The following is a 13,578-nucleotide window of genomic DNA, read 5'->3' on the forward strand; positions in this document are numbered from 1 at the left end:
GTCCCGCTCCGCACCGCGGGTGAGCCGGCGGTCAGGCGCGGTGCCGGGGCTGCCGAGAACGGGTCCGTGGACACCGCTCTCCGCCCCGTCGTGCCGCCGCTGCCCACCGTGGTGCGCCTGCCCGGAGGGCAGGTCGACGCCGCCCAGGACTTCGTGAACCGGCTGCGGGCGGCGTCGGCCTCCTTCGCCGGCGCCGCGGGTGCCGACTCCGCCGTCGTCCGCGAGGCGGTGCCCCCGGCCCGGCACCGGCGCGCCCGCTGCCGGGTGGTGCTGCGCATGTTCGACGGCACCGAGGTCGACCTGACCTTCCTCGGCCCGGTCAGCCGCCCGGCCGTGGCGCCCGACCGCTCCTTCGAGGCGCAGATCGCCCGCTGGCTGCGCGCCGGGCACGCCCGCGGCGCCGAGGGAGCGTGGCTGGTGCCCGACGACGAGGCCCCCGGCGGCCGCGCCGTCGACCTCACCGCCTGGACGACGGCGGCCGGGGCGCCCGCCCCCTGACCGCAGCGGCCCCGACACGGGGACGGGCCCCGTCGCCGGCTCCGAGAGCCGGCGGCGGGGCCCGTCCTCGTCGTGCGTGCCGCCCGTCAGGGCAGGTCGTCCTCCCAGCCGGGCCCGTCCGGCCCGCCGGGACCGGGGTCGGTGCCGAAGCCGGTCTCGTCGAGGACGTCCCGGACCACCCCCGCGGCCAGCCCGCCGCCGTAGCCCTTGCGAGCCAGCATGCCGACCAGCCGGCGGGTGGCGGTGACCCGGTCGACCCGGCGGAGACCGGACAGGCGCCGCTCGACCAGCCGCCGGGCGGCCGCGCGCTCGTCCTCGTCGTCGACCAGGGCGAGGGCCTGCTCGGCGTCCTCCCCGTCGACGCCCTTGGCCCGCAGCTCCGCCTTGAGGGCCCGGCGGGCCAGGCCGCGGCCGGCCTGGCGCGAGCTCACCCAGGCGCGGGCGAAGGCGGCGTCGTCGACGAGGCCCACCTCGCCGAACCGGTCGAGCACGGCGGTCGCGGCCTCCTCGGGGACGCCGCGGCGCTCGAGCAGGTCGGCCAGCTGCTGGCGAGTCTTGGGCGCGCCGGTGAGCGCCCGCAGGCAGACCGCCCGGGCCACCGACTCGGGGTCGCCGGCCTCGTCGGCGGGGTCCCCGGGGACCGCATCCGGGCCGTCGGGCCCGGGGTGGGCGGCCGGGCCGTCCGGGTCAGGGGACGGCCCCGGCCGCCGCCGGCGGCCGGCCCGCCCGCCCGGGGAGTCCCCGCGGAGACGGCGCCGGCCGCCGGGCCGGTCGGCCCGCTCGGGCTCGTCGTCCAGGGGCGACGGGCCCGGCCGGCCGGTCATCGGAGTGCTCAGAAGTCGACCGGGTCAGCGGCCGGGGCGTCGACCTGCGGGCCGATGCCCAGCTTCTCCTTGACCTTCTTCTCGATCTCGTCGGCGAGGTCGGGGTTGTCGCGCAGGAAGGAGCGGACGTTCTCCTTGCCCTGGCCGAGCTGGTCGCCCTCGTACGTGTACCAGGCGCCGGACTTGCGGATGAAGCCCTGCTCGACGCCGGCGTCGATGAGGCCGCCCTCGCGGCTGAAGCCCTGACCCCACAGCAGGTCGAGCTCGGCCTGCTTGAACGGGGCGGCGACCTTGTTCTTCACGACCTTGACCCGCACCCGGCTGCCGACGGCGTCGGTGCCCTGCTTGAGGGTCTCGATCCGGCGCACGTCGAGGCGGACCGACGAGTAGAACTTCAGCGCGCGGCCACCGGTGGTGACCTCGGGCGAGCCGTAGACGATGCCGACCTTCTCGCGCAGCTGGTTGATGAAGATCGCGGTGGTGCCCGAGTTGTTCAGCGCACCGGTGATCTTGCGCAGCGCCTGGCTCATGAGGCGGGCCTGCAGACCGACGTGGCTGTCACCCATCTCGCCCTCGATCTCGGCGCGGGGCACGAGGGCCGCGACGGAGTCGATGACGATGATGTCCAGCGCGCCGGAGCGGATGAGCATGTCGGCGATCTCGAGCGCCTGCTCACCGGTGTCGGGCTGGCTGACCAGCAGCGCGTCGGTGTCGACGCCGATGGCCCGGGCGTACTCGGGGTCGAGGGCGTGTTCGGCGTCGATGAAGGCCGCGATGCCGCCGGCCGCCTGGGCGTTGGCCACCGCGTGCAGCGCGACCGTCGTCTTGCCGGAGGCCTCGGGGCCGTAGACCTCGACGACGCGGCCGCGGGGCAGGCCGCCGATGCCCAGCGCGATGTCGAGGGCGATCGAGCCCGTCGGGATGACCTTGATCGCCTGCGCCGGGTTGTCGCCCAGCCGCATGACCGAGCCCTTGCCGAACTGCTTGTCGATCTGGGCGAGGGCCATGTCGAGGGCCTTGTCGCGGTCGAGCGTTGCCATGGTGCTCACCTTCGGGAAGTCGCGTGCGGAGTCGTGGGGTGTCGTGGACGACGCTAGGTCGGGGGTCTGACACTTTCCGGGAACGGGCCGGACCTGTGGAGGAGCGACTCCCCTGTGGACGCCACTGTAGGGCGAACACACGTTCGAGTCGAGCGACACGCAGGCGCCTCGCGGACGCCCGGCCTCAGCGGTCCCTCGGCGGGACCTCGTACTCCTCGCAGATGGCCAGCCACACCCGGCGGACGGGCAGCCCCGCCTCGATCGCGTCGAGGGCTGTCCGGCCGCCCAGGGAGGAGAAGACGTGGTCGCGCGCCACGGTCTGCGCCCGCATCGACCCGAACTGGGCCTCGAGCCGGGACCAGAACTCCTGCAGGCGCACGTCCCCGACGCTAGCGCGCGGGACCGCGGCCGCCGTCGGCCCTAGGCTCGGGCCGTGTTCCCCACCACCGGCTCGGCCACCTGGGACACCGTCCTGGAGATCGGCATCGCCCTGTGCATGCTCGTGACCCTGGTGCTCCTCTGGCGCGGCATGCGGGGCCGCTGAACGGTCACCGCCGGGCCCACACCACCGCCAGCGGGACGACCAGCGCCGCCGAGACCCCGGCCACCAGGCCGAAGCCGCCCACCGCCAGCAGCGGCCCGCCGACCGCGCCGGCCACCGCCGCGCCCAGCCCCATCAGCAGGTCGGTCCCGCCCTGCGCGGTCGGCCGCACCTCCGCGGGCACCGACTCGGTGACCAGCGTCGAGCCCGCGATCAGCCCGCAGGACCAGCCCAGGCCGAGCAGCAGCAGCCCGGCGCCCAGCCGCCAGGCGGCCTCCGGCGGCGCCGTGCCGGCGATCGCCGCGGCGGACAGCAGCAGCGCTCCCCCGAGGGCGACCGTCGTCCGCCGCCCCGCGCGGTCGGCGAGCAGGCCGACGAGCGGGCTGAACAGGTACATGCCGGCCACGTGCACGCTGATGACCAGCCCGACCAGCCGCAGCGTCGTCCCCTCGGGGCCGCCGGCGTGCCCCATGTGCACCGGCGTCATGACCATCACGCCGACCATCACCGCGTGGGACACCACGACGGCGACCAGCCCGAGCCGCCCGCCCGGGTCGGCCCACACCGCCGCCAGCGCCGCCCGGGTGGCCCGCGGCGGGCGCGGGGCCGGCGGCCCGGCGCCGTCGCGCAGCCGGCGGGCCAGCAGCAGCGGGTCGGGGCGCAGCGCGGCCCACAGCCCGGCGGCGACGACGGCGAACACCGCGGCGGAGACGACGAACCCGCCGCCGAGCGCCGGCAGCCCGAGCGCCCCGGCCAGCCCGGCGCCGGGCGCGGCCAGCTGCGGGCCGAACACCGAGCCGACGGTGGTCGCCCAGACGACCAGCGACAGCGCCCGGCCGCGCCGCTCGGGGGCGGCGAGATCGGCGGCGGCGTAGCGCGCCTGCAGCCCGCACGCGGTCGAGGCGCCGAAGGCGAACAGGCCGGCCAGCAGCAGCGCCAGGGACGACAGTGCCGCCGCGACGACGGTCAGCGCGGCCCCGGCGAGGGCGACGGCGTACCCGGCGACCAGGCCGGCGCGGCGCCCGGCGCGGTCCGACAGCCGCGCCAGCGGGACGGCCAGCACCGCGGCGCCGAGCACGCCCGCGGTCTGCCCGAGCCCCGCGGCCGAGTCGCTGCCCGAGACCTCGCGGGCGAGCAGGCCGCCGACGGTGATCCCGACGGTGACGCCCAGCCCGCCGAGCGCGACCGCGCCGGCGAGGACGCCGACGGTGCGCCGCTGGACGCCCTCGACGTCGGGGCCGGCCGAGACGCCGGGGGTCACAGTCCCAGCGAGCGGCCGATGATCTCCCGCATGATCTCGTTGGTGCCGCCGTAGATGGACTGGACGCGGGCGTCGCGCCAGGCCTTCGACACCGGGTACTCGTCCATGTAGCCGTAGCCGCCGTGCAGCTGCAGGCAGCGGTCGGCCACCTTGTTCTGCAGCTCGGTCGTCCAGTACTTGGCCATCGCCGCGTCGACGGCGTCGAGCTCGCCGTCGTTGTGCCGGCGCACGCACTCGTCGACGAAGGTGCGGGCGATCGTCGTCTCGGTGTGCAGCTCCGCGAGGACGAACCGGCTGTGCTGGAAGCTGCCGACCGGCCGGCCGAACGCCGTCCGGGAGGTGACGTACTCGCGGGTGCGCGCCAGCACCGTCTCGGCCGAGGCGACCGCGCCGACGGCGATCGACAGCCGCTCCTGCGGCAGGTTGCCCATGAGGTGGGCGAAGCCGCCGTTCTCCCGGCCGAGCAGGTTCTCCGCGGGCACGCGGACGTCGTCGAAGAACAGCTCGGCGGTGTCCTGTGCCTTCAGGCCGACCTTGTCCAGGTTGCGGCCGCGGCTGAAGCCCGGCATCCCCCGCTCGACGACGAGCAGGCTGGTGCCCTTCGAGCCCGGGGCGTCGGGGTCGGTGCGCGCGACCACGATGACGAGGTCGGCGTTGATGCCGTTGGTGATGAAGGTCTTGGCGCCGTTGAGCACCCACGAGTCGCCGTCGCGGCGGGCGGTGGTGCGGATCGCCTGCAGGTCGCTGCCGGTGCCGGGCTCGGTCATGGCGATCGCGGTGATCAGCTCGCCGCGGCAGAAGCCGGGCAGCCAGCGCTCCGCCTGCTCCTCGGTGCAGAGGTCGCGCAGGTAGGGGGCGACGACGTCGTCGTGCAGGGTGAAGCCGACGCCGGTGGCGCCGATGCGGGTCAGCTCCTCGTTGAGGACGGCGTTGTAGCGGAAGTCGCGGACCCCGCCGCCGCCCCACCGCTCGTCGACGTCGAAGCCGAGCAGCCCCTGCTCGCCGCCGGAGAGCCACACGTCGCGCGGGACGATGCCCTCGCGTTCCCACTGGTCGTGGAACGGGGCGACGGTCTTCTCCGCCCAGTCGCGGACCATGCGGCGGAAGTCCTCGTGCTCGGCCTCGTAGAGCGAGTGGCGCATGCCCGGCAGTGTGCCCCAGAGCACCCCAGGACCGGGCGACCCCGTTCGGCTGTGGGCGCACCGGCCGCGTCCGCGCAGGCCAGCGGACTGTCGTACCCGCGGGGACACTGGGGGCGTGCCCGCTCTCGACCGGTTCTCCGAGCCCACCCGGGCCTGGTTCACCGGCGCCTTCGCCGCGCCCACGGCCGCCCAGGAGGGCGCGTGGCAGGCCATCAGCAGCGGTGACCACGCGCTCGTCGTGGCCCCCACCGGCTCGGGCAAGACGCTGGCGGCGTTCCTGTGGTCGCTCGACCGGCTGACCGCCACCCCGCCGCTCGACGAGGGCCGGCGCTGCCGGGTGCTCTACGTCTCCCCGCTCAAGGCGCTGGCCGTCGACGTCGAGCGCAACCTGCGCGCGCCGCTGACGGGCATCGGCCAGGCGGCGATGCGACTGGGCCTGCCGCGGCCGGAGATCTCGGTCGGCATCCGCTCCGGCGACACCCCCGCCGACGAGCGGCGGGCCTTCACCCGGCGGCCCACCGACATCCTCATCACCACGCCCGAGTCGCTGTTCCTGCTGCTCACCAGCTCCGCGCGGGAGGCGCTGCGCGGGGTGGAGACGGTGATCGTCGACGAGGTGCACGCGGTCACCGACAGCAAGCGCGGCGCGCACCTGGCGGTCTCCCTCGACCGGCTCGACGAGCTGCTCGACCGCCCGGCGCAGCGGATCGGCCTGTCGGCGACGGTGCGCCCGATCGAGGAGGTCGCCACCTACCTCGCGGGCGGGCGGCCGGTGCAGGTGGTGCAGCCGCCGTCGGTCAAGGAGTGGGACCTCTCGGTCGTCGTCCCGGTCGAGGACATGAGCGCCCTCGGCCAGCCCACCGGCGAGCTGGAGGGGTCGGCGGCCGGCGACCAGCCGCGGACGTCGATCTGGCCGGCGGTCGAGGAGCGGGTGCTCGACCTGGTGCAGGCGCACCGCAGCACGATCGTGTTCGCCAACTCCCGGCGGCTGGCCGAGCGGCTGACCAGCCGGCTCAACGAGATGGCCTACGAGCGGGCCACCGGGGAGGAGGTGCCGCCGGGCACCAACGCCGCCGCGCTGGTGGCCCAGGCCGGTGCCGGCGGCGGCGTCCCCGAGGGCGTGCAGCCGGTCGCCGCGGCCCACCACGGGTCGGTGTCGCGCGAGCAGCGGGCGGTGGTGGAGGAGGCGCTGAAGTCCGGCCGGCTGCCGGCGGTGGTGGCGACGTCCTCGCTGGAGCTCGGCATCGACATGGGCTCGGTCGACCTCGTCGTCCAGGTCGAGGCGCCGCCCACCGTCGCCGCCGGCCTGCAGCGGGTCGGGCGTGCCGGGCACCAGGTGGGCGCGGTCAGCCGCGGCGTGCTGTTCCCCAAGTACCGCGGCGACCTCGTGCAGTGCGCGCTGGTGGCCGAGCGGATGAAGGCCGGCGCGATCGAGTCGATCCGCTACCTGCGCAACCCGCTCGACGTGCTCGCCCAGCAGGTCGTGGCGATCGTGTCGGAGGGCCCGCGCACGGTCGAGGAAGTCGGCGCGCTGCTGCGCCGGTCGGCGCCGTTCTCCGGCCTGCCCGACTCCGCGCTGCACGCCGTGCTCGACATGCTCGCCGGCCGCTACCCCTCCGACGCGTTCGCCGAGCTGCGCCCGCGGCTGACCTGGGACCGGGTCACCGACACCCTCACCGCCCGCAGCGGCGCGCAGCGGCTGGCCGTCACCAGCGGCGGCACCATCCCCGACCGCGGGCTGTTCGGCGTCTTCCTCGTCGGCGGCGAGGGGTCGGGCGGGCGCCGGGTCGGCGAGCTCGACGAGGAGATGGTCTACGAGTCGCGGGTGGGCGACGTCTTCCTGCTCGGCTCGTCGTCGTGGCGCATCGAGGAGATCACCCACGACCGGGTGCTGGTCTCCCCCGCGCCCGGGCAGCCCGGGAAGATGCCGTTCTGGCACGGCGACGCCCCCGGCCGGCCGCTGGAGCTGGGCCGCGCGCTGGGCGCGTTCCTGCGCGAGGTCGGCTCGGCCACGCCGGAGCGGGGCCGCGAGCGCGCGCAGGCGGCCGGGCTCGACGACTGGGGCGCGGCCAACCTGCTCGCCTACCTCGCCGAGCAGAAGGCGGCCACCGGCCACCTGCCCGACGACCGCACGCTGCTGGTCGAGCGGTTCCGCGACGAGCTGGGCGACTGGCGGCTGGTCGTGCACTCCCCCTTCGGCGCGCAGGTCAACGCCCCGTGGGCGCTGGTCCTCGCCGCCCGGCTGCGCGAGCGCTACGGCGTCGACGTCGCCTCGATGCACTCCGACGACGGCATCGTGCTGCGGCTGCCCGACACCACCGGCGAGCCGCCGGAGGCCGACCTCGCCGTCCTCGACCCCGACGACGTCGAGCGCGAGGTGACCGCGGAGGTCGGCACCTCGGCGCTGTTCGCCAGCCGCTTCCGCGAGTGCGCCGCCCGCGCGCTGCTGCTGCCCCGCCGCGACCCGCGCCGCCGCACCCCGCTGTGGCAGCAGCGCCAGCGCGCCGCCCAGCTGCTCAGCGTGGCCGGCGAGTTCTCCTCCTTCCCCATCACGCTCGAGGCCGCCCGCGAGGTGCTGCAGGACGTCTACGACGTGCCGGGCCTGGTCGAGCTGATGCGCGACGTGCGGTCGCGGCGGGTCCGGGTGGTCGACGTGCAGACCCAGGCCGCCTCGCCGTTCGCCCAGTCGCTGCTGTTCGGCTACGTCGGGCAGTTCCTGTACGAGGGCGACGCCCCGCTGGCCGAGCGCCGGGCGCAGGCGCTGGCCCTGGACACCGGCCTGCTCGCCGAGCTGCTCGGCCGCTCGGAGCTGCGCGAGCTGCTCGACGCGGAGGCACTGGCCGAGGTGGAGCGGGAGCTGCAGCGGCTGCCGGCCGAGCGGCACCCCCGCGACGTCGACGGCGCCTCCGACCTGCTGCGCGGGATCGGCGACCTCACCCCCGCCGAGGCGGCGCAGCGCGGCATCCCCGCGGAGTGGCTGGCGGAGCTGGTGGCCTCCCGCCGCGCCATCGTCGTGCGGATCGCCGGCGAGGAGCGGCACGTCGCCATCGAGGACGCCGGCCGGCTGCGCGACGCGCTGGGCACCGCGCTGCCCGTGGGCGTCCCCGAGGCGTTCACCGAGCCGGTCGCCGACCCGCTGGGCGACCTGGTCGGCCGCTACGCCCGCACGCACGGGCCCGTCCAGCCGGCCCAGGTCGCCACCCGGCTCGGGCTCGGCGTCGCCGTCGTCACCGCGACGCTGCAGCGGCTGGTGGGGACCGGCCGGCTGGTCACCGGCGAGTTCCGGCCCGGCGGCACCGGGCAGGAGTGGTGCGACGCCGACGTGCTGCGCTCGGTGCGCCGCCGCAGCCTGGCCAAGCTCCGCCAGGAGGTCGAGCCGGTGCCGATCGGCACGCTGGCCCGGTTCACGCCGTCGTGGCAGTCGGTCGGCAGCCGGATGCGCGGGGTCGACGGCGTGCTGGCCGTGGTCGAGCAGCTCGCCGGGGCGCTGGTGCCGGCCAGCGCGCTGGAGACGCTGGTGCTGCCCACCCGGGTGCGCGACTACTCCCCCGCGATGCTCGACGAGCTGACCAGCGCCGGCGAGGTGCTGTGGGCGGGGGCCGGCGGGCTGCCCGGCGGCGACGGCTGGGTGAGCCTGGTCCCGGCCGACCTCGCGCCGCTGCTGCTGCCCGACCCGGTGGAGCTGCCGGAGGAGGGCGGCGTCGCCTCCGCGGTCCTCGAGCAGCTGTCGGCCGGGCAGGCGGTGTTCTTCCGCGGGCTGTCCGACCTCGTCGGCGCCACCGACGACACCGCGCTGGCCGACGTCGTGTGGGACCTGGTCTGGGCCGGGCTGCTGACGAACGACACCCTCGCCCCGCTGCGCACCCGGCTGGCCGGCGGCGGCACGCACAAGCGGGCGCCCGCGCCGCCGCGCGCCCGGGTCGACCGCAGCCGCTACGGCCGGCCCCGGCTCGGCCGCCCGGCGTTGCCCACCCGCACCGGCCCGCCCACGGTGGCCGGCCGGTGGTCGCGGCTGCCCGAGCGCGAGCCCAACCCCACCCGGCGCACCACCGCCCGCGCCGAGGCGCTGCTCGAGCGGCACGGCGTGCTCACCCGCGGCGCGGTCGTGGCCGAGCAGGTGCCGGGCGGGTTCTCCGCGGTCTACCCGGTGCTGCGCGCGTTCGAGGAGAACAACCGGGCGCGGCGCGGCTACTTCGTCGAGACCCTCGGCGCCGCCCAGTTCGGCACGCCCGGCTCGGTCGACCGGCTGCGCGCCTTCGCCACCCCCGACCGGGCACCCGAGGGCGCCGTGGTGCTGGCGGCCACCGACCCGGCCAACGTCTACGGGGCGGCCCTCCCCTGGCCCGACCGAGGCGGCCCGGCCGAGGGTGACTCCGCCGAGCAGGTCGCCGTCGACGTCGGCGAGGGCACCGGCGGCGGGCGGCGGGCCAGCGGCCACCGCGCCGGGCGCAAGGCCGGCGCGCTGGTCGTGCTCGTCGACGGCGACCTGGTGCTCTACGTCGAGCGCGGCGGCAAGTCGCTGCTGTCGTTCACCGAGGACGAGCAGACGCTCAAGGAGGCGGCGACCGCGCTGTCGGGCGCCGTCGCCGCCGGTGCGCTGGGCCGGATGGTGGTGCAGAAGGCCGACGGTGCCTCGGTGCACCAGGACACCCCGCTGTCGGCCGCGCTGCAGGCCGCGGGCTTCGCCGCCACCCCGCGGGGCCTGCGCCTCCGGGGCTGACCGGCACCGGGCGGCACCCGCGTACCGTGGACCGTCGCAGTCGTGAGGGATGAGGGACAGACATGGCAGCCGGCACGGTCCGCTGGTTCGACGCGGACAAGGGCTTCGGGTTCATCGAGGCGCAGGACGGCGGGGACGACGTCTTCGTCCACTTCTCGGCGATCGAGGACACCGGCGGCTTCCGCACCCTCGAGGAGGGGCAGGCGGTCGACTTCGACGCCACCGAGGGCCCGCGCGGTCCGCAGGCCGAGCGGGTGCGCCCGGTGGGCGGCGCCCCCCGCGGCCGCCGGGACGACCGTGGCGACCGCGACCGGGGCGGCCGCGACCGAGGCGCCCGCGACGACCGCGGTGGGCGCGACGACCGCGGGCGCGGTGGCTCTCGTACCCCGCGCGGCATCGTCGTCCAGGGCACCGTGACTCGCTTCGACGCCGACCGCGGGTTCGGGTTCATCGTCCCCGAGGACGTCTTCGTGCACGTCTCGGCGGTGTCCCGCGGCGGCGACCTCGAGGAGGGCGACCGCGTCGAGTTCGAGCTCGTCGAGGGCAACCGCGGGCTGCAGGCCGAGGCCGTGCGCCTGCTCCCGCCGGCCGGCCGGGGCAGCGGCTACGACCGCCCGGCGCCCCGGGAGCGCCGTGACGACCGCCGTGACGACCGCGGTGGCCGCGACCAGCGGCCCGCGCGCCCGGCCCGCGGCGGCGACGCACCGCAGGGCGACGCCGAGGGCACCGTGCAGTGGTTCGACTCCGGCAAGGGCTTCGGGTTCATCACGCCCGACGACGGCGGCGACGACGTGTTCGTGCACTTCTCCGAGATCGCCGAGGACGGCGGCTACCGGGAGCTCGAGGAGGGCCAGCGGGTGGCCTTCACCCGGACCTCGGGTGCGCGCGGGACGAGCGCGACCGGCGTCCGCCCGCTGAGCTGACGAGGGACCCTCCTGCCCGTCACCGGCGGCGGCGCAGCCAGGGGGCGAACCAGCGGGTCAGCCGTGGCATGACGACGTGGCCGAGCAGCACGACCACGACGACCGCCGACAGCAGCAGCCGGGCCGGCAGGGGCCACGAGGCCGCGTGCGGGCTCACCAGCAGCTGGAAGCCCAGCGTGATGACGAAGACCGCCGCGGTGGTCAGCACGGTCAGCTTCCACCGCGGGCCGGGCCGCGCCGGCGTCAGGGCGGTGAAGAAGCTGTCCAGCCCGGCCACCCGGGCGTAGTCGACCGACTCGGTCAGGTGCTCCACGCGGGACAGGGCGGCGCGCCGCTCAGCCGAGCGCTCCCAGCGGGCCAGCGACTCGCCGTCGGCGAACCGGTAGACGAGGTGGTAGCGGGTCGACCCGGGACCCGGCCGCAGCAGGCTGGTGCCGAGGTTGCCGGGGAACTCCGCGGCCTGCCCGAGGACGTCGGCCGCCCAGCGCTCGAAGGCCTCGCGCTGGTCGGCCCGCACGTCGCGGGCGACCGTCACGGTCACCGGCTCGGCGGTGTCCTCCACCGCCTCGGGCGCGGTGACCGGGGAGCTCGTCGGGCGGTCGCGTCGCAGCACGGGAGGACCAGCGCACCGGCGGACCGCCGTCATCCCACCGGCGGCGTGACCTGCACCGCCTCCCGGGCACCGCGGATGCCGCCGGAGGACACTGGGGCCGTGCCCGAGGGAGACACCGTCTGGCTGGCGGCCAAGCGGATGAACACCGCGCTGGCCGGCCAGATGCTGCGCCGCGGCGAGCTCCGGGTGCCCCAGCTGGCGGCCACCGACCTCACCGGCCGCACCGTGGCGGAGGTCGTGCCGCGCGGCAAGCACATGCTGACCCGGTTCACCGACGGCTGGACGCTGCGCACGCACTACCGGATGGACGGCAGCTGGCACATCTACCGCAAGGGCGCGCGCTGGCGCGGGGGCCCGTCGTTCTCGATCCGCGCCGTCCTGGCCACCGACCGGTGGGACTGCGTCGGCTACCGGCTGCACGACGTCGCCCTGGTGCGCACCGCGCACGAGGACTCCGTCGTCGGCCACCTCGGACCCGACGTCCTCGGCCCCGACTGGGACCTCGAGGAGGCGCTGCGCCGGCTGCGGTCGCACCCCGACGAGCAGATCGGCGTCGCGGTCCTCGACCAGCGCAACCTCTGCGGCCCCGGCAACCTGTACAAGGTCGAGGGGTTGTTCGTCTGCGGCGTGCACCCCTGGATGCGGGTGGCCGACGTCGAGGACCTGCCCGGCCTGGTCGAGCGCACCCGCGGGCTGATGCTGGCCAACCGCGACCGGCCCGAGCAGAGCACCACCGGCGACCTGCGCCGCGGCCGCGACCACTGGGTCTACGGCCGCAAGGACAAGCCCTGCTACCGCTGCGGCACACCGATCCTGCGCGGCGACCAGGGTCCGGACCTGCAGGAGCGGATCACCTACTGGTGCCCGACCTGCCAGGCCACCGACGCCCCCGTCGACCCGGCCGCGCGCACCGGCGAGCCGGACCACCCGCCGCCGCTGCCCGGCGCGCACTGAGGCGCCACGGGCCCGGTCACCAACCGGTGGCCGGGCCCGCGAGTCGTCGCCTCAGGCCTGCTCGGGTCGCTGCGCCGGCTGCTCGGTCTTCTCGAACGACGGGACGCCCGGGCCGATCGCGCCGGCCGCACCGGTGCCGCCCTCGACCGCCTGCGGGCCGGTGCCGCCCCCGCCCATGGCCGCGCGAATCTGCTCGAGGCGGGAGGCGCCGGCGACGTCGAGGGTGGCCTTCTGCACCTCGAGCATCCGGCCCTCCACCGAGCTCTGCGCGAGCTCCGCCTGGCCGAGCGCGTTGGCGTAGCGGGCCTCGATCTTGTCGCGGACCTCGGCCAGGCTCGGCGTGTTGCCCGGCGCGGACAGCTCGTTGACCTGGCGCATCGAGGCGGCCACGTGCTCCTGCATCTTGGCCTGCTCCAGCTGGCTCATCAGCTTGGTGCGCTCGGCCAGCGTCGTCTGCAGCCGCATGCGGCTCTGCTCGACGGCGCCGCGCGCCTGCTCGGCGGCCTGCAGCGCCTCGTCGTGGCTGCGCTTGAGGTCCTCCATCGCCTGCTCGGCGGCCACCAGCTGGGTGGCGAAGGCCTGCGCGGCCTGCTCGTACTCGGCGGCCTTGGCCGCGTCGCCCCGCGAGCGCGTCTGGTCGGCCAGCACGAGCGCCTGCCGCGCGGAGGCCTGCAGCTTCTCCACCTCGCCCAGCTGCCGGTTGAGCCGCATCTCCAGCTGCCGCTGGTTGCCCAGGACGGCGGCGGCCTGGTTGGCCAGCGCCTGGTGCCGCTGCTGCTCGGCCTCGATGGCCTGGGCGATCTGGATCTTCGGGTCGGCCCGCTGGTCGATCTGGGCGTTGGCCGACGCGGTGAGGTACCGCCAGAGCTTGACGAACGGGTTGGGCACGGCTTCCTCCTGCTCCGGCGCGCCGGGCGCCGCCATCTGGCCGACCACCGCACGCGGCGGGGGTCCTCGGGGGCCATCGTCCCAGGAGGACCGGTACCCCGGCCAACAGGGACCACCCGGATCCTCCGTCCGGGGACCACCGGGTGCGCCGGGCCCGGGGGTCCTAGGGTCGGG

General features: G+C 76.4%; 11 protein-coding genes. 4 read left to right on the forward strand and 7 right to left on the reverse strand.

Features of this window, described 5'->3' with window-relative positions:
- The first annotated feature begins 66 nt into the window (after nt 1–66).
- Nucleotides 67–498: a hypothetical protein gene (locus tag BMZ33_RS20720; protein WP_091115868.1), complete on the forward strand. Its 432-nt coding sequence runs from the start codon at nt 67–69 to the stop codon at nt 496–498.
- Nucleotides 499–584: 86 nt separating this feature from the next.
- On the opposite strand, the gene BMZ33_RS20725 is transcribed toward BMZ33_RS20720, so the two are convergent.
- The 5 genes from BMZ33_RS20725 to BMZ33_RS20745 form a co-directional block, all read right to left on the reverse strand.
- On the reverse strand, nt 585–1,322 hold the full coding sequence (locus BMZ33_RS20725; RefSeq protein ID WP_091115871.1) for a regulatory protein RecX: 738 nt from the start codon (nt 1,320–1,322) through the stop codon (nt 585–587).
- Nucleotides 1,323–1,330: 8 nt separating this feature from the next.
- Nucleotides 1,331–2,362, reverse strand: a complete 1,032-nt coding sequence (recA, locus tag BMZ33_RS20730; RefSeq protein WP_091115873.1) for a recombinase RecA — start codon at nt 2,360–2,362, stop codon at nt 1,331–1,333.
- A 184-nt stretch (nt 2,363–2,546) separates the two neighbouring features.
- Nucleotides 2,547–2,741, reverse strand: coding sequence for a DUF3046 domain-containing protein (locus BMZ33_RS20735; protein ID WP_091115877.1), 195 nt, complete (start codon nt 2,739–2,741; stop codon nt 2,547–2,549).
- Between the two features lie 169 nt (nt 2,742–2,910).
- Nucleotides 2,911–4,164, reverse strand: coding sequence for an MFS transporter (locus tag BMZ33_RS20740; RefSeq protein ID WP_091115880.1), 1,254 nt, complete (start codon nt 4,162–4,164; stop codon nt 2,911–2,913).
- The gene (locus tag BMZ33_RS20745) at nt 4,161–5,306 is read right to left on the reverse strand and encodes an acyl-CoA dehydrogenase family protein (RefSeq protein ID WP_091116043.1); all 1,146 of its coding nucleotides are present in this window, start codon (nt 5,304–5,306) and stop codon (nt 4,161–4,163) included. The genes BMZ33_RS20740 and BMZ33_RS20745 overlap by 4 nt, the downstream gene beginning before the upstream one ends.
- Nucleotides 5,307–5,421: 115 nt before the next feature.
- Between BMZ33_RS20745 and BMZ33_RS20750 the strand changes: the two genes are divergently transcribed.
- Both BMZ33_RS20750 and BMZ33_RS24760 read left to right on the forward strand, forming a co-directional pair.
- Nucleotides 5,422–10,026, forward strand: a complete 4,605-nt coding sequence (locus tag BMZ33_RS20750) for an ATP-dependent helicase (protein ID WP_091115883.1) — start codon at nt 5,422–5,424, stop codon at nt 10,024–10,026.
- A gap of 62 nt (nt 10,027–10,088) precedes the next feature.
- The gene (locus tag BMZ33_RS24760) at nt 10,089–10,949 is read left to right on the forward strand and encodes a cold shock domain-containing protein (RefSeq protein WP_091115888.1); all 861 of its coding nucleotides are present in this window, start codon (nt 10,089–10,091) and stop codon (nt 10,947–10,949) included.
- Between the two features lie 19 nt (nt 10,950–10,968).
- On the opposite strand, the gene BMZ33_RS20760 is transcribed toward BMZ33_RS24760, so the two are convergent.
- On the reverse strand, nt 10,969–11,562 hold the full coding sequence (locus BMZ33_RS20760; protein WP_091115891.1) for an antibiotic biosynthesis monooxygenase: 594 nt from the start codon (nt 11,560–11,562) through the stop codon (nt 10,969–10,971).
- A 99-nt stretch (nt 11,563–11,661) separates the two neighbouring features.
- On the opposite strand from BMZ33_RS20760, the gene BMZ33_RS20765 reads away from it, so the two are divergent.
- Nucleotides 11,662–12,516, forward strand: a complete 855-nt coding sequence (locus BMZ33_RS20765; RefSeq protein WP_091115895.1) for a DNA-formamidopyrimidine glycosylase family protein — start codon at nt 11,662–11,664, stop codon at nt 12,514–12,516.
- Nucleotides 12,517–12,567: 51 nt separating this feature from the next.
- On the opposite strand, the gene BMZ33_RS20770 is transcribed toward BMZ33_RS20765, so the two are convergent.
- Nucleotides 12,568–13,404, reverse strand: coding sequence for a PspA/IM30 family protein (locus BMZ33_RS20770; protein WP_091116046.1), 837 nt, complete (start codon nt 13,402–13,404; stop codon nt 12,568–12,570).
- Nucleotides 13,405–13,578 lie beyond the last annotated feature (174 nt).

Origin of the sequence: Geodermatophilus dictyosporus (assembly GCF_900115505.1) — a bacterium.
Taxonomy (GTDB): Bacteria; Actinomycetota; Actinomycetes; order Mycobacteriales; family Geodermatophilaceae; genus Geodermatophilus; species Geodermatophilus dictyosporus.